The sequence below is a fragment of the Brevundimonas sp. GW456-12-10-14-LB3 genome (assembly GCF_059424365.1).
Genome location: NZ_JBWKZJ010000016.1, coordinates 1 through 26,734 on the forward strand (window position 1 = coordinate 1; position 26,734 = coordinate 26,734).

Genomic DNA, 26,734 nt, shown 5'->3' on the forward strand with positions numbered 1-26,734 from the left:
ATCCGATCCTCGGGTCAAGCCCGAGGATGACGGAGGGGGGGGCGAAAACGTGGGGGGGCGACGAAAACATCACCCGAACTCCACCAGCACGTCATCCGCCGCCACCGGGTCGCCGTCCTTGGCCCCCACCGCCTTCACCACCCCGTCGCGCTCCGCCTTCAGGATGTTCTGCATCTTCATGGCCTCGATGATGGCCACCGTCTCGCCGGTCTTGACCGCCTGGCCCACCACCACCGGGATCGACACCACCAGCCCCGGCATGGGCGACAGCACCAGTTTCGACGTATCCGCGACCGCCTTCTCCGGCAGGCGCGCATACAGTTCGGCGACATGGGGCCGCAGCACCCGCACCCGCGCCTTCGCCGCGCGGTGGCGGATGTCGAAGCCGTCGGCCACGCGTTTGACCTCGGCGGTGAAGGCCCCGCCGTCCAGCTCGGCCTTGAACTGGGCCAGGCCGGGCCGCCAGTCGATCTCCGACAGGCGGATGTCGCCCCCGCCGGTCAGGGTCAGGATCATCGCCTCGTCCGCATCATAGGACAGGCCCACCCCGTGCGGCGTCTTGTCGATCATCACGATCCAGTCGGTGCGGTCCGACGGATCGCCGTCCTGTTCGGCGATGATCTCGTGCATGGCCATGGCGGCCGCGATCAGGATCCGCTCCTGGTCCTGCGTCGGCTTCAAGCCATGGAAGCCGTCCGGGAACTCGTCCTTGATATAGCTGGTCGACAGCCGGCCCGACCTGAACCGCTCCTGGTCCATCACCGCCGCCAGGAAGGGCACATTATGCCCCAGGCCCGACAGATGGGTGTCCTCCAGCGCCCGAGCCATGCCCGCCACCGCGTCCTCGCGCGTCTCGCCCCAGGCGCACAGTTTGGCGATCATCGGGTCGTAGAACATGCTGATCTCGTCGCCCTCGCGGACGCCGGAATCGTTGCGGACCGTATAGTCCCCCTGATCACCCTCTTCCGGCTGCTCATAGCGGACCAGCCGCCCGATCGAGGGCAGGAAGCCGCGATACGGATCCTCGGCATAGATCCGGCTTTCGATGGCCCAGCCGTTGATCTTCAGGTCCTTCTGTTCGAAGGCCAGGGCCTCGCCCCAGGCCGAACGGATCATCTGTTCGACCAGATCGACCCCGGTGATCAGCTCCGTCACCGGATGCTCGACCTGCAGCCGGGTGTTCATCTCCAGGAAGTAGAAGCTCTTGTCCTGACCAGCCACGAACTCGACCGTACCCGCCGAGTCATAGTTCACCGCCTGGGCCAGGGCCACGGCCTGCGCCCCCATGGCGGCGCGGGTGGCCTCGTCCAGCAGGGGCGAGGGCGCCTCCTCGATGACCTTCTGGTTGCGGCGCTGGATCGAACATTCGCGCTCGAACAGGTGGACCACATGGCCGTGCTTGTCGCCCAGCACCTGGATCTCGATGTGGCGCGGATCGATGATGAACTTTTCCAGGAAGACCCGGTCGTCGCCGAAGGCGTTCAGCGCCTCAGCCTTCACCGCCGCAAACCCCTCGGCCATGTCGGCGTCCGAATGGGCCACGCGGATGCCCTTGCCCCCGCCCCCGGCGCTGGCCTTGATCATGATCGGATAGCCGATCTGGTTGGCGATCTTGACCGCCTCCTCCGGCGTCTCGATCAGCCCCATATGCCCCGGCACGGTCGAAACCCCCGCCTCGGCCGCCAGCTTCTTGGAGCTGATCTTGTCGCCCATGGCCTCGATGGCTTCGGGGTTCGGGCCGATGAAGGCGATGCCCTCGTCCCTCAGCCGCCGCGCGAACCCGGCGTTCTCGCTCAGGAACCCAAAGCCCGGATGCACCGCCTGCGCCCCCGTCTGGCGCACCGCCTCGACGATCTTGTCGGCCAGCAGATACGACTGCGCCGCCGGCGCCGGCCCGATCAGCACCGCCTCGTCGGCCATCTCGACCGCCAACGACCCGGCGTCTGCCTCCGAATAGACCTGCACGGTCTTGATGCCCATGCGGCGACAGGTCTTGATGATCCGAACCGCGATCTCGCCCCGGTTGGCGATGAGGATTTTGGAGAACATTCAGGTGTCCTTACGGCCTAAAGCATCGAACCAATCGGCGAGGCTTTCAGAGTCAGTGTCGGGTGCTGCAACGTAGCGGGGCAGCAGGGTGAGAACGGCTTGCTGGTCGGTTTCGGGCCATGTCTCAAAATGCGATGCCTCAAGCTTTTGACGAACGACCTCAGCACTGGTCATCCAGCCAGCGTAAGGCTCACGGATCACTCGCTTCAAAAATTCGGGCAGTATCCGAGGAACGATCTTTTCCGACATGATGGTTGTCATGGCACGTCCTATCGTGAGATCGACATCTTGATCGGACCAGTCCTCAGGATGTGAAGCGTCCATTCGAATCAGCCGCTCACTGTCCTCGTTGCGCGCGCATGCAATCGCCGCCGGATCAATGTCGCCGAGCGAGCCCATCACAGCGGAATATTATCGTGCTTCTTCCAGGGGTTCTCCTGGACCTTGTTCTTCAGCGTCCGCAGCGCCTTCACCAGCCGCCGCCTTGTTCCGTGCGGCATGATGACGTCGTCGATGTAGCCCAGCCCCGCCGCCACGAAAGGATTGGCGAACCGGTCCTTGTACTCCGCCTCGCGCGCCGCCAGGGCCGCCGGGTCGCCGGCCTCCTTGCGGAAGATGATCTCGACCGCGCCCTTGGCGCCCATGACCGCGATCTCGGCGGTGGGCCAGGCGTAGTTGACGTCGCCGCGCAGGTGTTTCGAACTCATCACGTCATAGGCGCCGCCATAGGCCTTGCGCGTGATCAGGGTCAGTTTCGGAACCGTCGCCTCGGCATAGGCGAACAGCAGCTTGGCCCCGTGTTTGATCAGGCCGCCGTACTCCTGCTTGGTCCCCGGCATGAAGCCCGGCACGTCCACGAAGGTGACGATCGCAATGCCGAAGGCGTCGCAGAAGCGCACGAAGCGCGCGGCCTTGCGGCTTGAATCGATGTCCAGCACCCCGGCCAGCACCTGGGGCTGGTTGGCGACGATCCCGACCGTCTGGCCGTCCAGCCGGCCGAAGCCGCAGATGATGTTCTTGGCGAAGTCGGCGCCGATCTCGAAGAAGTCGGCCTCGTCGACCACCTTCAGGATCAGCTCCTTCATGTCATAGGGCTGGTTCGGATTGGCCGGGATCAATGTGTCCAGGCTCGGCTCGTCCCGCTCGGGCTCGTCATAGCTCTCGCGCACCGGCGGCTTTTCGCGGTTCGACAGGGGCAAAAAGCCGATCAGGCGGCGCACCTCCGACAGGGCCTCCAGGTCGTTCTCGAACGCCCCGTCCGCCACGCCCGACTTGCCGGCATGGACCCGCGCGCCACCCAGGTCCTCGTGGCTGACGACCTCGTTGGTGACGGTCTTCACCACATCGGGGCCGGTCACGTACATATAGCTCGTGTCCTTCACCATGAAGATGAAGTCGGTGATGGCCGGCGAATAGACGTCGCCCCCCGCGCACGGCCCCATGATCACGCTGATCTGGGGAATGACGCCGCTGGCCAGGGTGTTCTGCAGGAAGATGTCGGCGTAGCCGGCCAGGCTCTCGACCCCCTCCTGGATCCGCGCCCCGCCGGCGTCGAACAGGCCGATGATCGGCGCGCCGGTGGTCAGGGCCATCTTCTGCAGCTTGACGATCTTGGCCGCATGGGCGCCCGACAGGCTGCCGCCGAACACCGTGAAATCCTTGGAGAAGACATAGACCAGCCGCCCGCCGATGGTGCCGCGCCCCGTCACCACCCCGTCGCCGGGGATGCGCTGCGTCTCCATCCCGAAGTCGTGGCTGCGGTGCTCGACGAACATGTCGGTCTCCTCGAAGGAGCCCTCGTCCAGCAGAACGTCGATGCGTTCGCGCGCCGTCAGCTTGCCCTTGGCGTGCTGGGCGGCGATACGCTTTTCCCCGCCGCCCAGTTTCGCGGCGGCGCGACGGCGCTCCAGTTCTTCAAGGATGGCTTGAGTCATGATCGGTTTCGGCCTCTCGTTCGAACGGCAAGGCGTGGCGCCTTCATCACAAAATGGCAAACGCAACTTTGCAAAAGATGCGGAACTGCGCGGACTTGCAAAGGCGGCAGCTGTGAACTGCAAACTTGCGAATGGCTGAGAAGCTTTTTCTGGGACCCAAGCTGCGCAAGCTGCGCGAGGCGCGCGGCTGGACGCTGGAGGCCTGCGCCGAACGGCTGGGCCTGTCGCCCTCCTATCTGTCGCAGATCGAGACCAATCAGCGCCCGGCCACCGCCCGCGTCCTGATCGCCCTGACCCGCGCCTTCCACATCGACGCCAGCCTGTTCGATCTCGAGGGCGACGCCCGCCTGATCGCCGACCTGCGCGAGGCCACCACCGACATCGCCGGTCCGGTCAGCGGCGGGGCCGAGCCCCCGACCGCGGCCGAGCTGAAACAGGCCGTCGCCAACACCCCGCGCCTGGCCCATCAGTTCCTGGCCCTGCACCAGGCCTTCCGCCAGCTGGACGAGCGGGTGAAGGCGCTGGACGACACCCTGGGCCGCGACGAACTGGGCGCCCGCGTCGCCCTGCTGCCCTATGAGGAGGTCCGCGACTTCTTCCACTACCGCGACAACTACGTCGACAGCCTGGACACGGCGGCCGAGGCCGTGGCGGCCGACATCCCCCAGGACGGCCCGATCGAACGGGCGCTGGAGACCCTGCTGGCCGACCGGCACGGCGTCCGCACCGTCTATGTCGCGGGTCAGGAGGCGCTGCGCCGCTACGATCCCGCCAGTCGCATACTCTCCCTGGACGCCTGGCAGCCGGGCGCCACCCGCTCCTTCCAGCAGGCCCACCAGCTGGCCCTCATGTCCTTTCGCGACCTGATCGAGAGCGAGCTGGACCGCGCCGCCTTCCGCACCCAGGCCGCGCGCGACGTGGCCCGCGTCGGCCTGGCCAACTACGCCGCCGGCGCGCTCCTGTTGCCCTACCGCGCCTTCCTCGAGGCGGCGCGGGCCGAGAAACACGACATCGACCGCCTGCGCACCCGCTTCCAGGTCAGTTTCGAACAGGTCTGCCACCGGCTCTCGACCCTGCAACGGCCCGGCTGGCGCGGGGTGCCCTTCTATTTCGCCCGCGTCGACATGGCCGGCAACATCACCAAGCGGCACAGCGCGACCCGCTTCCAGTTCGCCCGCTTCGGCGGCGCCTGCCCCCTGTGGAACGTCCACGAGGCCTTCGCCACGCCCGACCGGATCGGGGTGCAGCTGGCCGAAATGCCCGACGGCTCGCGCTACATCTCCATCGCCCGCTCCGTGTCCAAGCCCAGCGGCTCATACCTCGCCAACGACCGCCGCTACGCCCTGTCCCTGGGCTGCGAGATCGAGCACGCCGGGTCGCTGGTCTACGCCGCCGGTCTGGACCTGAACGGCCCCGCCGCCCGGATCGGCGTCAGCTGCCGCATCTGCGAGCGCACCGACTGCACCCAGCGCGCCTTCCCGCCCCTGGACCGCCCCCTTCACGTCCCCGAGAACGAGCGCGGCGTGGTGCCCTATGTGCTGGATGGCCCCCGCCCGGACCGCTATTGATCGGGGCATGACCTCACATGCACCCATCGGCGTCGCCGTCGTCGGCTACGGCCTGGCGGGCCAGACCTTCCACGCCCCCCTGATCGAGGCGACCCCCGGCCTGACCCTGTCCGCCGTCGTCTCGTCGCGGCCGGATGCGGTCCACGCCGACCGGCCCGGCGTCGAGGTTCTGCCCGACCTGGATGCGGCCCTGAGCCGTGACGGCATCGGTCTGATCGTCGTCGCCACCCCCGACGCCCTTCACGCCGAACAGTCGATCGCGGCGCTGAAGGCCGGAAAGTCCGTGGTGGTGGACAAGCCCTTCGCCGCCACGCTTGAGCAGGCCGAGGCCGTCGCCGCCTTCGCGGCTTCGTCGCCCGGCGTCTTCAGCGTCTTCCAGAACCGGCGCTGGGACGCGGACTTCCTGACCCTGCGCCGGCTGATCGACCAGGGCGAACTGGGCGAGATCGCCGTGTTCGAAAGCCATTTCGACCGCTTTCGCCCCGCCGTCGCCGACCGCTGGAAGGACAGGCGCGACGGCGGCGTCTGGGCCGACCTGGGTCCGCACCTGATCGACCAGGCGGTGCAGCTGTTCGGCCCGCCCCTGGCCGTCTACGCCGATCTCCAGCCCCAGCGCGTCGGCGCTGCGGCCATTGACTACGCCCACGTCCTGCTGCGCTACGACCGGCTGCGGGTCATTCTGAACATGGGCCACCTCGTCGCCGAGTCCGGCCTGCGCTACCTCGTCCACGGCACGGGCGGCAGCTTCATCAAACACGGGCTGGACGCCCAGGAGGGCCAATCCAAGGCGGGCCTGCGTCCCGGCGACGCCGACTGGGGCCTGGACCCGTCGCCCGGCGTGCTGACCAGGCAGATCGACGGCGAGATCGTCCGCACCACGCCTGAGCCCGAACGCGGCGACTACCCCGCCTTCTACGCCGCGGTCCGCGACGCCATCCGCAGCGCGGCGCCCGCGCCCGTTCCCGCCGACCAGGCGCTGGTCGTCATGCGCGTCCTGGACGCCGGCCTGCGCAGCGCCGCAGAACGTCGGGAAATCCCCCTGTGAAGACGGTCTGAAAGCCGGTTTGAACCGAACGCGGCAATGGAGTCCGCAACCATGGCGGAACTGTCACGCTATAGGTCCATGCTTAAGACCAAGATGAATCCGCGCGTCTTCTGGGGCGCAAGCCTGATCGTCGGCCTGCTGCTGGCCCTGGCCGTCGCCGCCCCCGGCGAGTCCGACCGTCTGTTCCAGGCCGCTCAAGGCTGGGTGATCGACACCTTCGGCTGGTTCTACATCGCCGCCGTCGCCGGATTTCTGCTGCTGATCCTGTTCCTCGCCCTGGGGCCGACCGGGGCCCTAAAGCTGGGGCCGGACGATTCGGAGCCGGACTTCCCCTATGTCTCCTGGCTGGCCATGCTGTTCGCCGCCGGCATGGGCATCGGCCTGATGTATTTCGCCGTCGCCGAGCCGATCCAGCATTACGCCAGCCCGCCCGAGGCCCAGCCCCGCACCTTCGATGCGGCGCGAGAGGCGATGGTGATCACCTTCACCCATTGGGGCGTCCACGCCTGGGCCGTCTATGCGCTGGTCGGGCTCAGCCTGGCCTATTTCGCCCATCGCAAGGGCCTGCCGCTGACCCTTCGCTCGGGCCTGTCGCCCCTGTTGGGCCGGAGGATCAACGGACCGATCGGCGACGCCGTCGATGTCTTCGCCATCTGCGGCACCCTGTTCGGCATCGCCACCTCCCTGGGTCTGGGGGTGTCGCAGATCAACAGCGGGCTTAACGATTTGACCGGCCTGCCCAATACGCCCTGGGTGCAGGTGGGGCTGATCGCCTTGGTCATGGCGTGCGCGACCGCCTCCGTGCTGACCGGACTGGACAAGGGGGTCCGGCGGCTGTCGGAGCTGAACCTCGTGCTGGCGGTGCTGCTGATGCTGTTCGTCCTGGTCGTCGGGCCGACCGGCTTCCTCTTGAAGGCCTTGGTCCAGAACTTCGGCCTCTATCTGGACCATTTCTTCATCCGCACCTTCAACCTCTACGCCTATGAGCCCCGCGGCTGGATGGCGAACTGGACCCTGTTCTACTGGGCCTGGTGGATCGCCTGGTCGCCCTTCGTGGGCATGTTCATCGCCCGCATCTCACGCGGCCGCACGGTGCGGGAGTTCGTCATCGGCGTGCTTCTGGTTCCCACCGGCTTCACCTTTTTGTGGATGACGATCTTCGGCAATACGGCGGTCAATCTCGATATGGGGGTCGCGGCGGGGGCCATCGCCGATGCGGTGACGGCGGACCTGTCCACCGCCATATTCCGCTTCTTCGAGGAACTGCCGGGCGCCGCCGTCACCTCGACCCTGGCGGTGCTGCTGGTGGCGGTCTTCTTCGTCACCTCGGCGGATTCCGGCTCATTGGTGATCGACACCATCGCGTCGGGCGGGGCCGACGATACGCCGCGTTGGCAAAGGGTCTATTGGTGCTCGCTGGAGGGACTGGCCGCCGCCCTGCTGCTGTTGGCTGGCGGCCTGGGCGCGCTTCAGGCGGCGACCCTGGTGGCCGCCCTGCCCTTCGCCGTCATCATGATCCTGCTGGCCGCCGGACTGGTGCGGCAGATGAACGCCGACCTGGCCGGACGCGCGGTCGAGACCGAAGGCCCGCCCCTGTCTGAACAGCTCAAACGCATTCTGTCGCCCGCGAACCGGCGCGACATCGACCGCCAGCTGGACCAGGCCGGAGCCCCGGCCCTGGAGACGGTTCGCGCGGCCCTGTCCGCCGAAGGACTGGAGGCTGAGGTGGCGCGCGAGGCGACCGGCCTGGTCCTGACCGCGACCGGTCAGAACGGGCCGACATTCCATTATCGCCTCGCGGCGCGTGAACGTCCGCGACCCGCCATGACCGCGCTGGATGCGCCCGAGAAGCGCCGCGCGATGGAATGGCGGCTGTCCGCCTATTCCGACGCCGCAGGGCGGGCGCGCGATCTGACGGGGTTCACACGGGCACAGATCGTCGCCGACGTGCTTGAACATCTGCGTCTGTGGCGCATGGGTTGACGTCGCCCGGACGAGGTCGGCGATACGGACAAGCGATCGGAACGGCCATGCTGAGCCAGGTTCACGCCTTCATCCAACCGTTTGCGGTGCTGCTGGAATTGGCCGGCGCCGGCATCATCGTGGGCGGAGTCCTGCTGGCGACCGGGCTGTTCGCCCTGCACGGCGTCCGGGATCGAAACTGGCGCCAGGCCTATACCACCTATCGGGCGAACCTGGGCCGCGGCATCCTCCTCGGCCTGGAACTCCTGGTCGGGGCGGACATCATCAGCACCATCACCGCACCCCTGACGCTTCAAACGGTCGGCCTGCTGGGTCTGGTGGTCCTGATACGGACCTTCCTCAGCTTTTCGCTGGAAACGGAGATCGAGGGCTGCTGGCCCTGGCGCCGGGCCGCGAGGGCGGAGGCTGGGCGAGCCCCGAGGGCGGAGCCTGGGAGAATGGACAGGCGCTGACGCCGGCAAACCCCCTCAGTCGACCTATTCGTCGACCGGCTGGTGGGTGAAGCCCTTGACCCCGCTCAGGGGTTTGGCGTCGCGGCCGATTTCGACCTCGCTCTCGGCATAGGCGATCAGCAGACGCGTCAGGTCCGCCAGGGCGGTTTCGTGGATTCGCTCATAGCCGTGGCTGGCGTCCACGCCGAAGGTGATCAAGGCGGTGCGGATGTCCGCCCCGGATTCCAGCGCAGAGGCCGAGTCCGAGCGGTAGTAGCGGAAGACGTCCTTCTGATGCGCGATGTCGTGGTCGCGCGCCAGTTGGACCAGTTTGCGCGACAGGTGCCAGTCGAACGGCCCCGTCTGGTCGGCCATGGCGATGGTGACGCCGAACTCCGACGAGTTCTGGCCCGGCGCCGTCGTGCCGTTGTCGACCGTGACCATGGCCGCCACGTCCGGGATCAGCACGGACGAGGCGCCCAGCCCCACCTCCTCGGCGATGGTGAACAGCCACCAGGTGTCGACCGTGGGGGTGCGCTCCTCGCGGATCATGCATTCCAGAGCGGCCAAAAGGACCGCGACCCCCGCCTTGTCGTCCAGATGGCGCGAGACGATGAAGCCGGTGTCCGTGAACTCGGGCTGGGGGTCGATGGCGACGATGTCGCCGACGTCGATCCCGAGAGCCAGGGTGTCGTCGCGCCCGTGGGTCACGGCGTCGATTCGCAGCTCGACCTGACGCCAGCTCACCGGCTGGGTGTCCACCTCCTCATTGAAGGTGTGGCCCGAGGCCTTCAGCGGCAGGATGGTGCCGCGCCAGGCGCCGCCCTCCGAAAAGACTGTGGCCCGCGCGCCCTCGGCGAAGCGCGACGACCAGTGGCCGATGGCCACAAGCTCCAGCCGACCGTTGTCCTTCACCTGTTTGACCTGGGCGCCCAGGGTGTCGACGTGGGCCACGACCGCGCGGGCGGGTTTGGAGGACCGGCCCGGCAGGCGGGCCCGGATCGCGCCGCGCCGGGTCAGTTCATAGTCCAGCCCCAGCCGCTGCAGCTCTCGGCACAACCGCCACACGGCCTCATCGGTATAGCCGGTGGGGCTGGGCGTGTTCAGCAGGTCGGCGAGGCGGGACTTCAGATAGTCGAGGTCGATCGCAGGACGGGCCAAGGGGCCTCCTTCAGACGTCGGCCCGAACCACGGCGCGCGCAGAGGTCGGGGCGGACAGGGGGAACAACAGGTCGATGAAACGCTCGGCCGTCGGCTGGGGTTCGTGATTGGCCAGGCCGGGGCGTTCATTGGCCTCGATGAAGGCGTAGTCGGGCTCGCGCGGCGACTTCACCATCAGGTCTATGCCGGTGACAGGGATGTCGATGGCGCGGGCGGCGGCGACGGCGGCGCGGATCAAGGTCGGGTGCACCTCCTCCGTCACATCGTGGATGGTGCCGCCCAGGTGCAGATTGGCCGCCTTGCGCACCAGAACCTCGACGCCCTCGGGCGCGACGTCGTCCAGGCCATAGCCGGCCTCGCCCAGGGTGCGTTCGGTCTCTTCGTCAATGGGTATGGTCGATTCTCCGCCGGTCGCAGCGGCGCGGCGGCGGCTCTGATGCTCGATCAGGGCCCGAAGCGGGGTGCGCCCGTCGCCGATGACGCGGGGCGGGCGACGCAGGGCGCAAGCCACGACCTTGTAGTCGATCACCACCAGACGCAGATCCTCCCCCTGGACCTGTTCCTCGATCAGCACTTCGGAACAGATGCGGCGCGCGCGGACCAGGGCCGACTGGACGGCCTTCATGGTCGTCAGACCCACGGCGACGCCCTGCCCCTGTTCGCCCCGCGCCGGCTTGACCACCAGGGCGCCGAACCGCTCCAGGGCCGCGTCGATGGCGGAGGGATCGTCGGGATCGATCCGCTCGGGCACGCGCACCCCGGCCGCCTCGACGATGCGTCGCGTCATCCGCTTGTCGTCGCAGATGCTGAGCGCCACGGCCGAGGTCAGCTCCGACAGGCTCTCGCGGCACCGCACCGACCGCCCGCCCCAGTTCAGGCGAAACAGCCCGCCCTCGGCGTCGATGATCTCTGTATGGATGCCGCGCCGCCGCGCCTCATTGACGATGATGCGGGCATAGGGGTTCAGATCGTGGTCGTCGGTCGGGCCGACGAACAGGGCCTCATTGATCGGGTTCTTGCGCTTGACCCCGAAGAAGGACACGCGACGAAACCCCAGCTTCTCGTACAGGGCGATGGCCTGGTCGTTGTCGTGCATGACCGACAGATCCATGTGGGCCAGACCCTGGGTCTTGAAATGCTCGGCCAACCGCCGGACCAGGGCCTCGCCGACGCCCGGCTGGGTCGCCTGAGGATCGACCGCCAGACACCATAGCGAGGAACCGCACTCGGGATCGTCGAAGGCGCGCGCGTGATTGACCCCCGTCACCGTGCCGATGACGGCGCTCGTCGTCGCATCTTCGGCGACGAAATAGGTGATCGTCCGGTCGTCGCGACGGGACCAGAAGAAGTCGGGCGGGACCGGCACCATCCTGCGCTTGGCGTAGATGTCGTTGACCGCCTGGGCGTCCGCCTCCGACGTCAGACGGCGCACGGTGAAGCCTCTCGGCTGGCGACGACCGGCGCGATAGGTGGCCAGTTCCAGCCGATAGGTGTGCGACGGGTCCAGGAACAGCTCCTGCGGCGCCTGGGCCAGCAGGACATGCGGATTGCGGACGTAGAAGGCGATGTCGCGCCGGTCCGCCCCCTCGGCGCGCAGGGCCTCGACCAGGGGCTCGGCCGTCTCGAAGGTCTGGGCGAACAGCAGCCGGCCCCAGCCGCAGTCCAGCACGGCGTCCGGCCTCGGTCCGTCGCCGGACTGAACGGGCGGCTTCAGCCCCTCGTGACGCAGCCGCTTCAGCCGGTGCGCCTTGGACCGTTCAGGTCGAACGTCAGACGCCATGCTGTTGCATCCACATCTCGAGCACGGCGACCTGCCACAGTTCCGATCCGCGCAGCGGCGTGATGTGCTGGGTCGGATCGGCGAACAGGGTGTCCAGATACCGCCTGTCGAACAGGCCGCGGTCGCGCGCCGCCTGATTGGTCAGGGCCTCGCGCACCATCTCCAGATACGGGCCCTGGATGTATTTCAGCGCAGGGACGGGGAAATAGCCCTTCTTGCGGTCGATCACCTCGGACGGGATCACCAGGCGCGCCGCCTCCTTCAGCACCCCCTTGCCCCCCTGAGCCAGCTTGTGCTCCGGCGGAATCCGGCCGGCCAGTTCGACCAGCTCGTGGTCGAGGAAGGGCACCCGCGCCTCCAGCCCCCAGGCCATGGTCATGTTGTCGACCCGCTTCACCGGATCGTCGACCAGCATCACCTGGCTGTCCAGGCGCAGGGCCTGGTTGACCGGCGTATCGGCGCCCGGTTGGGCGAAATGGGCCTCGACCAGGGCGCGGCTGACGTCGGTGTCGGCCATATAGGCGCCGTTCAACTGGGTCTTCAGCGTCGCATGGCTGCGGTCGAAAAAGGCCTTGGCGTAGGTCTCGACCGGGTCGGTCGCCTCCAGCATCGGCGGGTACCAGTGATAGCCGGCGAAGACCTCGTCCGCCCCCTGGCCCGACTGCACCACCTTGATGTGTTTCGAGACTTCCTGGCTCAGCAGATAGAAGCCGACGTTGTCATAACTGACCATCGGCTCCGACATGGCCCCGATCGTCCCCGGCAGGGCCTCCATCAGCCGCTGGTGCGGCACGAAGATCTGGTGGTGTTTGGTCCCATAGTGTTTGGCGATCAGGTCGGAATAGACGAACTCGTCGCCCTTCTCGCCATTGGCCTCTTCGAAGCCGACCGAGAAGGTCAGCAGATCCTTCTGGCCCAGCTCGGCCAGCAGGCCGACGATCAGGCTGGAGTCCACCCCGCCCGACAGCAGGACCCCGACCGGCACGTCCGCGACCATGCGGCGCTTCACCGCCTCGCGCAGACTGTCCAGCACCCGGTCGCGCCAGTCCTCGGCGGTCAGGGCCGCGTCCTCGGCATGGCGGGTCATGTCGGGCCGCCAGTACAGCCGGTCCTTGGCCGTGCCGTCCGCCTCGATCACCCGGATGGTCGCCGGGGGAAACTTCTTTACCCCCTTCAGTATGGTGTGGGGCGGCGGAACGACCGCATGGAAGGTCATATAGTGGTGCAGGCCGACCGGATCGATGGTCTTGTCCACATCCCCCGCCGCCAGCAGGGCCGGCAGGGTCGAGGCGAACCTCAGCCGCTTGCCGCTCTCGGCCAGATACAGCGGTTTGATGCCGAACCGGTCGCGGGCGATCACGGTTCGGCCCGTGTCCCGCTCGTGCAGGACGAAGGCGAACATGCCCTTGAACCGTTCGACGCAGGCCTCGCCCCAGGCCTTCCAGGCCTTGATGATGACCTCGGTGTCGCCGTGCGAGAAGAAGCGGAAGCCCAGCCCCTGCAGCTCTTCGCGCAGTTCCGGATAGTTGTAGATGCAGCCGTTGAAGGCCAGGGTCACGCCCAGGTCGGCGTCCACCATGGGCTGCTGCGCCGCCTCCGACAGGTCGATGATCTTCAGCCGGCGATGCCCCAGACCCACCGGGCCGCGCATTACGATGCCGGACCCGTCCGGTCCCCGAGGCGAGAGCGCATCCGTCATGCGTTGTACGGCGCCGGCGTCGGCCGGCCGTCCGTCGAAATTGATCTCGCCGCTAAGACCGCACATGGGGCCTCCTTGAATTGTGGATGCAGCGGGTACAAATGTTTCGTGTACGAAAGAGTTCAACCGGATGATTGATCTTTCAGCGGGGCTGTCTCCCAAGGCGCCGACGGATTCCACGGCGACCCTGGTCCGCTCCCTCAGGCGGATCGCCCAGGCGATCGACGTTCGATCGCGGGAAATCGCGCGCCTGACGGGCCTCACCTTGCCGCAGCTGCTGGTGCTGCAATCCATCCGCGACCTGGGCGAGGTCAGCACCAGCGCCATATCCCGCGACGTCTCCATGTCCCCGCCCACAGTGGTCGCCGTGCTGGACAAGCTGGAGGCCAAGGGGATGGCCGTGCGTTATCGCTCAACGATTGACCGTCGGATCGTCCATGTCCGGCTCACAGAGGCCGGGCGAGACGCCCTCGCCTCCTCGCCCGGCCTGTTCGGCGACGGCTTCATTTCAGGTTTCGGCCGACTGTCGGCGGACGACAGGGCGGCGATGGCGACGGCCGTGGATCGGCTGGCGACGATGATGCAGCCGCGCCCGCCTGCGTTTTCAGAAGACGGCGAAAGGGGCTGAGGACAACCGCCGTCAGCCGCCGCGCCACTCGCTGAGCAGCCTGCCGCTCGCATCCTCAAAGGCCACGCGGTCCAGGCGAACTGCGCCGATACAGACCGGCCGCTGATCGGGGCCGGCGGCGCGGCAGCGGATGGCGCGGCCGTCGGCGAAGGCGGCCATTCGCCCTTCCAGCACCAGCCGGTAGCCGTCGGACGGCGCCGCGGGCGGCTGGTCCCCTTCGCCCCTCACGACGTATTCATAGGCGCGACCGTTGCGGCGGCCGGTGCGCGGACCGTCCTGGTCGAAGACCGCCGCCAAGCCCACGGTCTGAGGGGACGGGGCGACGGAGCCGCCGGCCAGGGGATCGCCCTGGACGCCGGGACACCCTTCGGTCCTGAGCCAAGGACGGGTCACCCAAAAGCCCTCGACAGCCTCCCAGCTGTCGGCGCCCCCGGCGATCAAGGCTGAATCGGTCCAGTCTCCTGGAGCCAGCGTCAACTTGAGGGTGCGACGCCGGTCCCCCCAGGCCCAGCGGGCCAGGCCGCCGCCGGACACAGCGTCCCCGGCGGGCGGCGGAGTGGGCCCCGTACAGCCGAAGACCTGTCGCACCGAAAAGCGCCGACCGACCAGATCGGCGCCGCCGAGATCGCGGCCCGCCGCATAGGCCGAAGCGGCCACGTCCATGGCCTGCAGCAAGCTCGCCCGGTCCAGGGTCGGCGCAGGCGCGACCGAAACGACCGGGGCCTGGATCTGGGTCTGGGCCTGGGTTTGAGACGGAGCGGCTTCAGGCGCCGGCTCCTCGCGCTGGCAGCCCGCCAGGACGGGACCAAGGAGGAGGACAGACGCCGCGAGCGCGACGACCGACGGGCGAGGCGACGCGATCGGTTCGAGCATGAAACAAGCCTAGCATAGGCGCGCACGCTTTTGGGTTCGATCTTGCGAAAAAGGTTGACGAAAGGCGCAGAGAACGGTCTGCACGGCCTATGACTTTCGACCAGATGGTTGCCCTGGCGGTGCTGATCGGCGTGGTCGGCGTCCTGATCCACGGCAAGCTGCGCGCCGACGTCGTCGCCCTGAGCGGCGCGGCCGTCCTGCTTCTGCTGGGCGTCGTGCGGCCCGTCGAGGTGCAGAGCGCCTTCGCCAGTCCGGCCGTCATCGCCCTGGCCGGCCTGTTCGTGATCGCCTACGCCATCGAACTGTCGGGCCTGCTGGGCCTGCTGATCCGGCAGGCGACCGGCCTGGCGACCCGCGTCGGGGCCCAGGGCATCTGGATCGTCATCGGCCTGTGCGGCGCGGTCGGGGGCTTTTTGAACAACACCCCGGTGGTCGTCCTGGCCGCGCCGGTGATCCGCGACGTGGCCCAGTCGCTGAAGCTGTCGCCCAAACGTTTTCTGATGCCGCTGAGCCACGTCACGGTCATGGGCGGGCTTCTGACCTTGATCGGCACCTCGACGAACCTCTTGGTCAACGACATGGCGCGCAACGCCGGCCAGCCGGTCTTCGGCCTGTTCGAGATCACGCCGGTGGGTCTGTTCATCGCGATCGTCGGCGGCCTGTGGCTCTATTTCTTCGGGGCGCGACAGCTGGGCCGTTCCGTCGCCCAGGACGAGGCCCAGGCCGCGCGGCTGGCCGAGATGGAGGCGGCGCGACGACGCGCCGAGGCCGAGGCGGCGAAGCGGCGCAAGCGCATCATCCCCTTCGGCCTGCCGCGCCTGGGCGAATCCCGCAATCAGGCCGACGGGTCGGGGGACGCCCATCTGGGCGACGTCACCCTGTACGAGGCGGCGGACCGCCCCTTCCGGCTGCGCCCGGCCATGATGTCACTGGCGGTCTTCGTCCTGGTGATCGCCTCAGCGGCCCTGGGCTGGGCGCCGATCGCCGCCTCGGCCTTCGCCGGGGCCGTGGCGCTGATCCTGCTTCGGGTCATCACGCCGGAGGAAGCCTACGCCGGCCTGAGGCCGGAAATCCTGCTGCTGATCGCCGGAATGGTGGTGGTCGGAACCGCCATCGAGGTGACCGGCCTCGCCGCAGCCGGCGCTGAGCGACTGATCGACGTCATCCGCCCCATGGGGCCGTTCGGGGCCCTGGTCGTGCTCTATGGCGTCACCCTGTTTGCGACGGAGCTTCTGTCCAACGCGACCGTAGCCGTGCTGATCACCCCCATCGCCGTCGCCCTGGCGGAGAGCCTGGGCGTCGATCCCCGGCCCTTTTTGGTCGGGGTCATGATGGCCGCCTCAGCCGCCTTCGCCACCCCCTTCGGCTATCAGACCAATGTGCTGGTCTTCAACATGGGCGGCTACAGCTACATGGACTTCGTTCGCGTGGGGCTTCCGTTGAACCTGGCGACCTGGGTCGCGGCCATGGTGGCGATCCCGATCGTCTTTCCGTTCTGATCAAGCCTCAGGCTGCGGCGGCGTAGATCCGGTCCAGGGTCCGGGCCACCTCCACCAGCCGCTCGACCCCAGGGTCGTATCGCTTCCCTTCCGCAAGGGCCTGAGCCCAGGCCTGAGCGGCGCGGCCGCCCCAGTCGTCCGGCGGCGACGCCAGAACGCGCCGCGTCACGCCTTCAAACGCCGTGGCCTCGAAATCATAGAAGGAGCCGCCGAGATTGTGCAGAGCCGCCCCGCCCTTCTCGCCGTAGAAGGCCGCTTCGATCACCGCGTCCTGCCCCGCAGGCAGTCGCCATGAACAGGCCAGGCGGACCACCGCGCCGGATTTCAGGATCAGGGTCGCGACGGCGTAGTCTTCCGCCTCCTTGCGACCAGCCAGGGGACGACCCTGTCGCCGCAGATGCGCCTCGACCCCCGCCACCGCGTCATCCAGCAGCCACAGACACAGATCGACCAGATGGACGCCTAGATCCATGACGCATCCGCCGCCAGAGAGAGCCGCGTCGTAGAACCAGGGCTTGTCCGGTCCATAGGCGTTATGGAAGGTCAGATCGACCGCATGAACACGGCCCATGGCCCCCAACTCGAGCTGGGTCTTCAGAGCCTGAACGGCTGCGGTGAACCTGTAGCTGAGGTCCACCGCCAGCAGCCGGTTCGCGCGGCGGGCGGCGGCGATGGCGGCCTCGGTCTCCTGCGCGTTCCGGCCCAGCGGCTTTTGGCAGAAGACGGCGACGCCGGCGTCCAGGGCCCGTTGCGCCTGATCGGCGTGAAGCGCGCTGGGTGTGGCGATCACCAGACCGTCCAGATCCTGGGCCAGCAGATCGTCGAGGTCGGCGCAGACCGTCGCGTCAGGGGCGAGAACCAGGGCCTCGCGCGCCATGTCCGGGTCGGGCTCGGCGACGGCGACCGCCTCGATCTGGCCCGCGTCCAGCATGGCCGCCATCCGATGCCGCCCGATCCAGCCCACGCCCAGGAATCCCACGCGCGGGCGACGCAGTTCAGACGACGCGCCGCGTTGCAGAAGCAGATCGGTCATCGCATCCTCACCACCGCCTTCAGGAAGCCGTCCGGTCGGTCGCGGGTGGCGTCCAGCGCCTGGTCCAACTGTTCCAGCGGATAGGCGTGGGTGATCAGGTCGTTGAGGTCCAACTGCCCTGAGCGCACCGCCTCCACGGCCTCGCGCACCCCTTCAGCATAGACGGCGGGGTCGCGCTCATGGGCGTTGACGACATCCAGGCCGCGCCAGTTCCACAGCTGCATGTTGATCTGCCGCGGGCCGTCCTGGTGATAGCCGGCGATGACCAGCCGACCGCGTTCACGGGTCAGTTCGGCCGCCAGGTCCAGCGGCCAGGCCTTGCCGACCGCCTCGATCACCACATCGCAGAACCGCCCCTCCGTCAGTTCGGAGACCCTGGCGATCAAGGCGTAGTGGTCGTCCAGCGCCAGGGTTTCGACCGCCCCCATGCGACGGGCGACGTCCAGAGAATAGGGCCGCCGGGAAAGGGCGATGACGCGGGCGCCCGCATCAGTCGCCAACCGTGTCAGGATCGCCCCCAGAAAACCAATTCCGACGATGGCGACGGTCTGACCGGGCGAGATCCCGCTGCGCCGAAAGATGTTCATGGCGCAGCCCAGGGGTTCGCCCGCAAACGGCAGGCCGTCCAGTTCGGACGGCAGGGGCACCACCGCCGCCTGATCGGCGACGTCATATTCGGCGAAACTGCTCTGGGACAGGGCCGCGACCCGGTCGCCGACCGCGACACGCGATACGCCCTCGCCGACCGCATCCACGACGCCCCACCCTTCGTGGCCCAGCCCGCCGGGCGGCGTTGGAAAGGTCATCCAGTCCGGCCCCGCCCAAGGCGTCAGATTGGAGGCGCAGACGCCGCAGCCCTCCAGCCTGATCCGGACCTGACCCACGCCGGGTTCAGGCCTGGGCACGCGCTGCACCTCCAGTTGACCGGGGCCTGTGACGACCGCCGCGCGCATGGTGTGCGTCTGGTCAAGAACCTCTGTCATCGTCTTCCTCATTTGATCGCGTGATCTGATCGAGAACGGCGTCCGGCGCGACGTCGCGGCGCAGCTCGTCCAGGTGCGGGTCCGTCTCCGAAAGTCCCGCGTGCGCGGCGAGGTGACCGACCAGATCAATCAGCCGGGTGATTTCGTGTTCGGCCAGCAGATTGATCTGCAGATCCAACTCCGCCCGCCCGTGCTCCGCCGCCGCCATCCGGTTCTGGCTGATCAGGACGAAGGTCGACAGGAAGATGGCCTCCACGGAGGCGGCCATGGCCAGGACGACCAGGGTCTCGTCGAAACGCCACGGCTCCGGAGCCAACAGGTTCCAGAGGATCCAGCCGCCGAAAATCAGCAGGTGCAGCAGCACGAACCCCATGCTCCCCGCGAATCCGGTGATGCGCTGGGCGAGCCGTTCCGGCCATGGCGCCGCCTCGGCCGCCTCTTTTCGCTGCGCACGCATGGCCTCGATATTGCGCCGCAGAACCTCCGCCATGTCGCCGTCGGCCCGCACCTCAGGCGCTGAGGGCCGGACGGTCGCTGACCACAATCGGGCGATCGGCGTCGAACCAGTTGATGGTGCGGCGCAGACCGTCAAGCAAGGCGGTGGTCGGGCGCCAATCCAGGACTGCATCGGCCTTGGCGATATCCGGACGGCGACGCCGCGGGTCGTCGGCGGGCAGCGGTCGGTGGACGATTCCGGAGCCGGAGCCGGTCAGATCAAGAATGACCTCGACCAGTTCGGACACCGTCAGCTCGACCGGATTGCCGAGGTTGATCGGTCCCGGCTGCGGTCCCTCATGCTCCATCAGGGCGATCAGGCCGCCGATCATGTCGTCCACATAGCAGAAGGACCGGCTCTGGCTGCCGTCGCCATAGATGGTGATCGGCGCGTCCGAAAGGGCCTGGGTGATCAGGTTGGAGACGACCCGACCGTCGGCCGCCGACAGGCGCGGCCCATAGGTGTTGAAGATCCGCGCCACGCGAACCTCGGCTCGCCCCGCCCGATCATAGTCGAACACCAGGGTCTCGGCCGCCCGCTTGCCCTCGTCATAGCAGGCGCGCGGGCCGATCGGATTGACGTTGCCGCGATAGGTTTCCGGCTGGGGATGGACCTCCGGATCGCCGTAGACCTCGCTGGTGGAGGTCAGCAACAGACGCGCGCCGGTCTTCTCGGCCAGTTGCAGCAGGTTACGAACCCCGAGGATGCAGGTCAGCATCGTATGCTCCGGATCCTGCTGATACTGCGGCGGCGAAGCAGCGCAGGCCAGGTCGTAGATGCGGTCGAACCCACGGGCGGCGATCCGCTCCGGCAGGGGGTCGACGATGTCGTGGCGCACGAACTCGAACCGCGGCTGTTTCATCGCGTCCTTGAGGTTCGCCAGGTCGCCCGTCTGCAGATTGTCGAGGCAGACGACGTGGCGACCTTCCGCCAACAACCGGTCGCAAAGGTGCGAACCGAGGAAGCCGGCGCCGCCGGCGACCAGGACGGTGCGGGTGTCGGATATGGACTTCATAGGTCGGTCCTTCGTCTTGGCCCGTAGAGCCGCGATCAACTCACGCTCCAGAGTGTGGGCGCGGTGGGAGGGGGTGTGTTCGGACAGGATGCGGCGGCGCGCGGCCTCGCCCATCGCGCGAGCCTGATCCACAGGCGCGGACAGCGCCTCGATCACCGTCTCGGCGTCGTCGGCCAGCAGGATCTCCTCGCCCGGGGTGAAGAGCGTCTCGATGCCAGGCCAGGCGTCCGAAATGATCGGGCAGCCGCAAGAGCCGGCCTCGAACAGCCGGATCGAGGGGCTGTGCCCGGCCGCCCGCATGTCCGCGCGAGTGACGTTCAGGGTGAAGCGGCTGGCGGCGTAGAAGGCCGGATGGTCGGCCGGGGGCAGATGGTCGATCCGCTCGACATTCTCGGGCCAGTCGATGTCGTCGGGATACTGAGGGCCCGCCACCACGAAGCGACGATCCGGCATACGCCGCGCCGGCTCCAGCAGCAGGCGCTCCAATGTCGGCTGACGATCCGGGCTATAGGTGCCGAGATAGGACAGATCCCACCGCGGAGCGACGGCTTGCGGTCGATAGGCCTCGGGGTCCGCCGAACAATAGAGGGCGCGGGCCGCCGGTGCGCCGTGTTCGCGCTCCAGACGCTCAAGCGTCGCCCCGCCGGTGAAGGAGAAATAGACGTCGTAGTTCGCAATCTGGTCGACTCGCAGATAGTCGCAGTCGTCTTGCGCCAGCCGGGCCAGGGTCACAGGGGTATCGATGTCGTAGAAGGCCACCACGCCCGTCGCCGTGCGACGCGCCCACCGGCCGACCTCGATCCCCTCGGGCACGTATGAGCCGACCAGGACGGCGTCTGCGCTGCGCACCTCGTCGGCGAAACGCTCCAGATCCTGCAGATCCGAATAGAAGTCGAGGCGGCAATAGTGCGGATCCGACACATCGCGGTGCGCCGCATACCAAGGCGTTTCCCGCTCCAGGAACACCACCTCGTGCCCCCGGCCCGCGAAGGCGGACAGCAGGGCGCGGAAGGTCACGGCGTGTCCGTTGCCCCAGGCGGACGACAGGCTGAGCCCCAGCACGACCAGCTTCATGCCGCGCTCCTTTCGCGGCGCGCCGCGAGCCGTTCGCGGAGCAGGGCGTCCACCGCCTCGGCCCGCTGGGCGTAGGTATGGTCGGCCAGGACGCGGTCTCGCGCCGCCCGGCCGATGGCCTGCGCCCGTTCCGGCGTCAGGGCGGCCAGATGCGCCGCTACGTCCTGGCCGTCGCGCGCCACCAGCACTTCGACGTCCGGCTTCAGAAACTGTTCGACGCCTTCCCAATAGTCGGTGATCAGGCAGGCCCCGGCGCCGGTGGCCTCGAACACCCGCGTGGCGGGCGAGAAGCCGACCTCGGCCATGCTGTCGCGGGCGACGTTCAGCACCGCCAGGGGCGTACAGTTGAAGGCGTTGTGCTGGGCCGTGCCCACATGACCGATGGTCTGGACGTTCGCCGGCATGGCCTTGTCGGCCCAGCCGTTGCCGCCCAGCAGAAACCGGCGTTGCGGCAGGGCGGCGGCGGGCTCCAGAAAGAAGGTCTCGATCCGGCGTTCCCGATCCGGCAGTCGATTGGCCAGGAGCGCGAGGTCGGCGGAGAAGCCGGGGTCCGGCTGGACGGGATGATGGGTGGCGGGATCGAGCGCATTATAGATCGGACGGCAGTCGCGGGCGCCGAGCGCTTGGAACGCCTGCACGACCGGAGCGCCGCCGCCATAGGTCAGGACGTGATCAATCTGCGGCAGGACCCGCCGCAGCGGATGATCGGGCGCAGCCTTCACCTCCGCCAGGGTGGCGGGGGCGTCCACGTCCCAGTAGACGGTCAGGGCGTCCGGGCGCGCCAGGTCGAATACGCCCAGCAGGACGTCGTCGAACACGCCGACGCCGGAAGCCTTGACCACTACGTCGGCCTCCACGGCGCGCGCCATGGCTGTCTTGCAGCCTTCGACGGTGTTGTCCCACACCACCACCTCGGCCCAGTCCGGCGGATCAATGTCGCGATGCCGCTGCCGGTCGAAGGCGTCGGGTTCCAGAAACAGGATGTCCCATCCGCGTTCGGCCAAGGCGCCCAGCAGGCCGCGATAATAGGTGGCCGCGCCGTTCCAGTAGGACGACAGCAGGCTGGAGCCGTAAAAGGCGATCTTCATTCCGCAATCTCCATGACGGGGTGGAAGGTTGGAGCGGGATCGGCGGCGGGCGCGCCGAGCCGCCCCAGCACCGCCATCAGTTCATCGACCCGGTGTGCGCAGGTGTGGCGGGCGCGGATTGCAGCCAGTCCGTGGTCGGTCAGTTCCGCGCGCAGGCCGGCGTCCGACTTGACCGCCCGGAGCGCCGAGGCCATTTCGCTGCCGGACCGCACCATCAGGAAGTCACGACCGACCTCGAACAGGCCCTCGCTGTCCGTCCACGGCGCGCTGATCAGGGGGATTCCACAGGCCAGGGCTTCGAAAACGCGAATGGTCGGAATGCCCGGAAGCGTCTCGACGTAGAAGCGGCGCGGGACGTGAACGGTCGCCAGGCGCCGTGCGAACACCCCCGGCGCGGCCGCATTGGCCAGCCAGCCGTGATAGCGGACGTCGTAGCGGTCCAGCAGGCGCCGCGCCGCCTCGGGATAGCGGACGCCGTAGAGATCAAGGGCAAGGCCGCTCGCCGCCGCCGGGGCGAACAGAAATCGCTCCAGCTCCGCAGTCCGCTCCCCGTCGCCCCAGTTGCCGACCCAGACCAGTCCTTCCCGGCCCTGCTGCTCAAGCGGAGGATGGAACAGGCGGACGTCGGCCGCCTCATGCCAGACGAAGACGCGATCGCCCCAGCCCCATCGGCGGTACACCGCCGCCAGGGTCTCACCGAAGGCGAGCACCCCGTCATATTCCGACAGGTCGAAAGCCTGCATGGCCTCCGGTTCGCTGACGGCCCGGTGGTGGGTGTCGTGAAACAACAGAGTAAAGCGGCCCCGCCCCCGCGCGCGACCGACGGCCGCCACCAGCGCCGGATCGTTCCATTCATGCACGATGACCAGGTCCGCCCCGTCCAGCGCCCGATCCACATCAAGGGGCGGATGGAAGCGGCGGCTGACCAGTTCGGGATAGGCCTGCCGATAGGGCGCCAGTCCTTCTTCGCCATGGTCCGCGACCAGATTGGCGCGGCTCCAGGCGTCGTGCGGCTCCCACGCCTCGACCTGATGGCCGCGGGCGATCAGTTCGCGCAGCACCCCACGCAGGAAATGCGCATTGCCGTGGTTCCAGCACGACTCCAGCGAATGGGTGAAATAGACGATCTTCACGCCGCCGCCTCCCCGAAGGGGGCGCGCTGGGCCAAGGCCTCGGCGTAGACGGCCAAGGTTCCCTCGACCATGGCCTCGAGGCTGAACTGTTCGGCGCGCTCGGCCGCCAGCCTTCCCAGGCGGCGCGCGCGGTCGGCGTCTTCCAGCAGTTCATCCAGAACGACCGCCAGCGCGGCGTCGTCTTGCGGAGAGACGAACAGCGCCGCCCCCTCCCAAAGCTCGCGGAAGGTCGGAATATCGGCCAAGACCAGGGCGCATCCCGCCTGGGCCGCCTCCAGCACGCCCAGGCCGAAGGGCTCGTAAAGCGACGGGGCGCAGAAGATTGACGCCAGTCGAAGCCTTTGCTGCAAGTCGGTGGGGCTCAGCGCGCCCAGGGGCTGGATCCGGTCCAGATGAACCGACTGACCGTTCGGTCCTTCAAGCGGACCGGCGGCCTCGACGCGGCCCCGCATCCGTCGGGCGGCCCGTTCGAGGGTCGCAATATTCTTGCCCTCGTCCCACAGCCGGCCCGAGGTCAGAACCTGCCGGCGCCGGGGAACCGGGCGGGTTCCAATGGGACGGCGGCCGTTTCGAACCGTAGCGGGCAGGACGCCGTAGCGCGCCGCCGTCGTCTGCATGAAGGCGAAACTGGGGGCGATCAGACGGTCACAACGCCGGTAGCCCTGGGCGAGCCGCTCCGTCCGCCAGTCGAAATCCTCCGGCAAGGCCGTTCCACGCACCGCGTCCCACCAGGTCGCCACGCAGGAGTGACAAACCCCGACCACGGGCGCGCCCCAGTCCTCGTCGCCCCGCAAGGCGGGGCTGTTAAGGTGCACCAGATCCACACCGTTCTGGGCAGCCAAACCGCGCAGGGCCCGCGCCGTCTGGTCCAGCGGGCGGGGACCGTCCGCCAGCCAGTCGAGCGTCCCCCCCGCCTCGACCAGCGTGAGCCCCCCAATCTGTTCGGCGGCTCGTCGCTGGGCGGGACGGGGCGCAGGGCCCGACACGGCTAGGGTGATGCGGACGCCGCGCGCCGATAGGCCTTCCGCCAGATCCAGCGCATAGGTCCAGACGCCGCCCACGGCGTCGGTGGTCATCAGCACGTGACGGGGGACCAGACTCATGCCGCCGCCGAGCCGATGCGGGCGTCCAGTCGCCGTTCCGCCCGCAGCCAGTCCGCCAGGTCCGACACGCCCGGCCGCCAGGACTTGACCGCGCCCAGCCCCAGGGCGCGGTGGGCCGCCGAGGCGTCGGCGACGAAGTAGCGCTGATCCCCGGCCCGCCAGTCCTCAAACTTCAGTTCGGTCGCGCGACCGAGCAGTCGGTCGATATGAGCGATCAAGCCCCTCAGGCTGACGGCGTTCTCAGGCCCGCCGCCCAGGTTGAAGGCGCGGCCCGACACGGCCTCGATCCGCTTCCAGGCCGCGACATAGGCGTCGACAGCGTCCGATACGTCCAGAATATCGCGCACCTGCCGACCGTCGCCGTAAAGGGTGATCGGGGCGCCTTCCAGCGCCCGGATCAGGAAATGGGCGACCCAGCCCTGGTCCTCCGTCCCCATCTGACGGGAACCGTAGATGCAGCTCATCCGCAGCACGCAGGTCGGCACGTCGTAGCTGCGGGCATAGTCCAGCACATACTGATCGGCCGCGCCTTTGGAGCATCCGTAGGGCGTGTGGAAGTCCAGCGGCCGCCGTTCGTCCACGCCCCGAGTTCGCAGCGCGGGCTCCGTCGGCAGCCAGGCCTCGTTCTGAACGGCCAGTTCGATGTCGCCCAGATCGCCGTAGACCTTGTTCGTGCTGGCGAAGACGACCGGAGTGCATCGACGGCGCGCCGCCTCCAGGACGTTGAGCGTCCCGATCAGATTGACGTCGAAGTCGGTGCGGGGATCGACCAAGCTGGTCGTCACCGCCACCTGGGCGGCCAGGTGGAAGACCACGTCCGCCTGGGCGACCGCCGTCTCGACCGCCTCGGCCTGGCGGACGTCAGCGGTCAGGTGCCGGACCTGTGCGCCGTGGCGCAGCAGCAGCCATTTGAGGTTTCCCTCCACCCCCGGCCGCGCCAGGGTGTCCAGCACCACGATCTCATGACCCTGGCCGGCCAGGCGGTCGGCGAGGTTGGAGCCGATGAAACCGGCGCCGCCCGTGATCAGGACCCGGCTCATGCCACCAGCCCCCGACGTTCCAGCTCGCCGCGCGCCTGATCGACCCGGTCCTGGGCTTCCTGGCGCGCCACCCATTCGGCCAGTTCCTCAAGACCTGCCGCGAAGTCCTGACGCGATTCATAGCCCAGTTCCTCGCGGGCCTTCGTCAGATCGGGAATATTGTGGCGGATGTCGCCCGCCCTGGCCTTGTTGGTGATCAGGGGCTCGATATCGGGCCGCCCCATCGAGGCCGCCTGCAGCCGCGCCACGTCCTCGACGGTGCGGTCCTCCCCAGAGCCGATGTTGAAGACCTGCCCGTTCGCCTCCGGCTTCTCCAGCGCCAGAAGGAAGGCGCGCGCAACGTCCGAGACATGCACGAAGTCGCGCCTCTGACGGCCGTCCTCGAACACCATCGGGGCCTGACCGTTGGCGATGCGGGAGGCGAAGATGGCCAGGACGCCGGTGTAGGGATTGGAAAGGGCCTGCCCCGGCCCGTAGATGTTCCAGAGCCGCAGGGCGCAGCTTTCCATCCCGTATTGGGCCGTCAGGGTCAGGGTGAGCCGTTCCTGAACGAATTTGTTGATCGCATAGACGCTCTTCAGCGCCGGCGACTTGGTCTCTGGCGTCGGCACGGGGATCAGCGCACGCCCCTGGTCGTCCGTGGGGTCCCATGAGCCGTCCGGGTTCCGGGCGCCGCGCACCACCTCCTGACGCAAATCGCCGTCTTCAGTGCGGTACAGGCCCTCGCCGTAGATGCTCATCGAGGAGGCGACGACTACCCGCTGCACCGGCTGGTCGATCAACTGCTGGAACAGCACCGCCGTGCCGTAGTCATTAACCGAGGTGTAGCGGTCGATCGCATACATGCTCTGGCCGACGCCGACCTCCGCCGCCAGGTGAACGACCTTGTCCACCCCCTGAAGCGCCGCCCGGACCCGGTCCTCGTCGCGAATGTCGCCGACCACCAGTTCGACCCCGGGGTCCAGTTCGTCGGGCCGCGCGCCGGTGGGGTGGACCTGCTCGATCAGGCTGTCGAGCGCCCTCACCCTGTGGCCCTGTTCAAGCAGGGATCGAGCGAGATGACGGCCGACGAAGCCCGCGCCGCCGGTGATCAGGACAGTGTTCGCCATGGGGATCTCC

General features: G+C 68.2%; 23 protein-coding genes. 7 read left to right on the forward strand and 16 right to left on the reverse strand.

The features are described from left to right. Window positions 1-69: 69 nt before the first annotated feature. Genes AC07XS_RS08525 through AC07XS_RS08535 form a run of 3 tightly spaced genes read right to left on the reverse strand, consistent with a single transcriptional unit; the run spans window position 70 to window position 3,983 of the window. Window positions 70-2,049, reverse strand: a complete 1,980-nt coding sequence (locus tag AC07XS_RS08525) for an acetyl-CoA carboxylase biotin carboxylase subunit (RefSeq protein ID WP_182714086.1) — start codon at window positions 2,047-2,049, stop codon at window positions 70-72. Then, window positions 2,050-2,451 carry a hypothetical protein gene (locus AC07XS_RS08530; protein WP_182714087.1) on the reverse strand — a complete coding sequence of 134 codons (402 nt, stop codon included), beginning with the start codon at window positions 2,449-2,451 and terminating at the stop codon, window positions 2,050-2,052. Continuing rightward, window positions 2,448-3,983 carry an acyl-CoA carboxylase subunit beta gene (locus AC07XS_RS08535; protein ID WP_182714088.1) on the reverse strand — a complete coding sequence of 512 codons (1,536 nt, stop codon included), beginning with the start codon at window positions 3,981-3,983 and terminating at the stop codon, window positions 2,448-2,450. The genes AC07XS_RS08530 and AC07XS_RS08535 overlap by 4 nt, the downstream gene beginning before the upstream one ends. Between AC07XS_RS08535 and AC07XS_RS08540 the strand changes: the two genes are divergently transcribed. The 5 genes from AC07XS_RS08540 to AC07XS_RS08560 are packed head-to-tail and all read left to right on the forward strand — an operon-like array spanning window position 3,982 to window position 9,031. Further along, complete coding sequence (locus AC07XS_RS08540; RefSeq protein ID WP_152949744.1) at window positions 3,982-4,122, forward strand: hypothetical protein; 141 nt, start codon at window positions 3,982-3,984, stop codon at window positions 4,120-4,122. The two genes, AC07XS_RS08535 and AC07XS_RS08540, sit on opposite strands and share 2 nt — an antisense overlap. After that, window positions 4,115-5,551 (forward strand): XRE family transcriptional regulator, encoded by a 1,437-nt coding sequence (locus AC07XS_RS08545; RefSeq protein ID WP_182714089.1) that lies wholly within the window; start codon window positions 4,115-4,117, stop codon window positions 5,549-5,551. Before AC07XS_RS08540 ends, AC07XS_RS08545 begins: the two co-directional genes overlap by 8 nt. A 7-nt stretch (window positions 5,552-5,558) precedes the next feature. Beyond that, window positions 5,559-6,596 (forward strand): oxidoreductase, encoded by a 1,038-nt coding sequence (locus AC07XS_RS08550; protein ID WP_182714090.1) that lies wholly within the window; start codon window positions 5,559-5,561, stop codon window positions 6,594-6,596. Between the two features lie 51 nt (window positions 6,597-6,647). Next, window positions 6,648-8,579 (forward strand): BCCT family transporter, encoded by a 1,932-nt coding sequence (locus tag AC07XS_RS08555; RefSeq protein ID WP_321208019.1) that lies wholly within the window; start codon window positions 6,648-6,650, stop codon window positions 8,577-8,579. Between the two features lie 47 nt (window positions 8,580-8,626). Beyond that, window positions 8,627-9,031 (forward strand): DUF1622 domain-containing protein, encoded by a 405-nt coding sequence (locus tag AC07XS_RS08560; protein WP_182714091.1) that lies wholly within the window; start codon window positions 8,627-8,629, stop codon window positions 9,029-9,031. Between the two features lie 24 nt (window positions 9,032-9,055). On the opposite strand, the gene AC07XS_RS08565 is transcribed toward AC07XS_RS08560, so the two are convergent. From AC07XS_RS08565 to AC07XS_RS08575, 3 genes are read right to left on the reverse strand one after another with little or no spacing between them, the layout of a single operon-like run. After that, on the reverse strand, window positions 9,056-10,171 hold the full coding sequence (locus AC07XS_RS08565; RefSeq protein WP_182714092.1) for an osmoprotectant NAGGN system M42 family peptidase: 1,116 nt from the start codon (window positions 10,169-10,171) through the stop codon (window positions 9,056-9,058). Between the two features lie 10 nt (window positions 10,172-10,181). Continuing rightward, window positions 10,182-11,951 (reverse strand): N-acetylglutaminylglutamine synthetase, encoded by a 1,770-nt coding sequence (ngg, locus tag AC07XS_RS08570; RefSeq protein ID WP_182714093.1) that lies wholly within the window; start codon window positions 11,949-11,951, stop codon window positions 10,182-10,184. Further along, complete coding sequence (locus AC07XS_RS08575; RefSeq protein ID WP_182714094.1) at window positions 11,941-13,716, reverse strand: N-acetylglutaminylglutamine amidotransferase; 1,776 nt, start codon at window positions 13,714-13,716, stop codon at window positions 11,941-11,943. Before AC07XS_RS08575 ends, ngg begins: the two co-directional genes overlap by 11 nt. Window positions 13,717-13,780: 64 nt before the next feature. On the opposite strand from AC07XS_RS08575, the gene AC07XS_RS08580 reads away from it, so the two are divergent. Then, a complete protein-coding gene (locus AC07XS_RS08580) occupies window positions 13,781-14,278 on the forward strand; it encodes a MarR family transcriptional regulator (RefSeq protein WP_182714095.1) in 498 nt (165 codons plus the stop codon). Between the two features lie 12 nt (window positions 14,279-14,290). Here the strand turns inward: AC07XS_RS08580 and AC07XS_RS08585 are convergent, their stop codons facing one another. Next, window positions 14,291-15,151, reverse strand: coding sequence for a hypothetical protein (locus tag AC07XS_RS08585; protein WP_182714096.1), 861 nt, complete (start codon window positions 15,149-15,151; stop codon window positions 14,291-14,293). Window positions 15,152-15,240: 89 nt separating this feature from the next. Here AC07XS_RS08585 and AC07XS_RS08590 point away from each other — a divergent pair, with 89 nt between their 5' ends. Continuing rightward, window positions 15,241-16,650, forward strand: coding sequence for an SLC13/DASS family transporter (locus AC07XS_RS08590; protein ID WP_182714097.1), 1,410 nt, complete (start codon window positions 15,241-15,243; stop codon window positions 16,648-16,650). Between the two features lie 7 nt (window positions 16,651-16,657). On the opposite strand, the gene AC07XS_RS08595 is transcribed toward AC07XS_RS08590, so the two are convergent. Genes AC07XS_RS08595 through AC07XS_RS08635 form a run of 9 tightly spaced genes read right to left on the reverse strand, consistent with a single transcriptional unit; the run spans window position 16,658 to window position 26,724 of the window. Then, window positions 16,658-17,683, reverse strand: coding sequence for a Gfo/Idh/MocA family protein (locus AC07XS_RS08595; RefSeq protein ID WP_182714098.1), 1,026 nt, complete (start codon window positions 17,681-17,683; stop codon window positions 16,658-16,660). Next, entirely contained in the window at window positions 17,680-18,666 is a 987-nt protein-coding gene (locus AC07XS_RS08600; protein WP_224761312.1) for an MDR/zinc-dependent alcohol dehydrogenase-like family protein, read from the reverse strand. Before AC07XS_RS08600 ends, AC07XS_RS08595 begins: the two co-directional genes overlap by 4 nt. Then, window positions 18,650-19,156 (reverse strand): DUF1003 domain-containing protein, encoded by a 507-nt coding sequence (locus AC07XS_RS08605; RefSeq protein ID WP_321208021.1) that lies wholly within the window; start codon window positions 19,154-19,156, stop codon window positions 18,650-18,652. Before AC07XS_RS08605 ends, AC07XS_RS08600 begins: the two co-directional genes overlap by 17 nt. Before the next feature lie 19 nt (window positions 19,157-19,175). Next, window positions 19,176-21,251 carry an NAD-dependent epimerase/dehydratase family protein gene (locus AC07XS_RS08610; RefSeq protein WP_321208022.1) on the reverse strand — a complete coding sequence of 692 codons (2,076 nt, stop codon included), beginning with the start codon at window positions 21,249-21,251 and terminating at the stop codon, window positions 19,176-19,178. After that, a complete protein-coding gene (locus AC07XS_RS08615; RefSeq protein ID WP_182714100.1) occupies window positions 21,248-22,339 on the reverse strand; it encodes a glycosyltransferase family protein in 1,092 nt (363 codons plus the stop codon). The genes AC07XS_RS08610 and AC07XS_RS08615 overlap by 4 nt, the downstream gene beginning before the upstream one ends. Beyond that, a complete protein-coding gene (locus AC07XS_RS08620; RefSeq protein ID WP_182714101.1) occupies window positions 22,336-23,472 on the reverse strand; it encodes a glycosyltransferase family protein in 1,137 nt (378 codons plus the stop codon). The genes AC07XS_RS08615 and AC07XS_RS08620 overlap by 4 nt, the downstream gene beginning before the upstream one ends. Beyond that, window positions 23,469-24,575: a glycosyltransferase family 4 protein gene (locus tag AC07XS_RS08625; RefSeq protein WP_321208023.1), complete on the reverse strand. Its 1,107-nt coding sequence runs from the start codon at window positions 24,573-24,575 to the stop codon at window positions 23,469-23,471. The genes AC07XS_RS08620 and AC07XS_RS08625 overlap by 4 nt, the downstream gene beginning before the upstream one ends. After that, window positions 24,572-25,615, reverse strand: a complete 1,044-nt coding sequence (locus AC07XS_RS08630; protein WP_321208024.1) for an SDR family NAD(P)-dependent oxidoreductase — start codon at window positions 25,613-25,615, stop codon at window positions 24,572-24,574. Before AC07XS_RS08630 ends, AC07XS_RS08625 begins: the two co-directional genes overlap by 4 nt. Further along, window positions 25,612-26,724, reverse strand: coding sequence for an NAD-dependent epimerase/dehydratase family protein (locus tag AC07XS_RS08635; protein WP_182714103.1), 1,113 nt, complete (start codon window positions 26,722-26,724; stop codon window positions 25,612-25,614). The genes AC07XS_RS08630 and AC07XS_RS08635 overlap by 4 nt, the downstream gene beginning before the upstream one ends. Window positions 26,725-26,734: the final 10 nt, after the last annotated feature.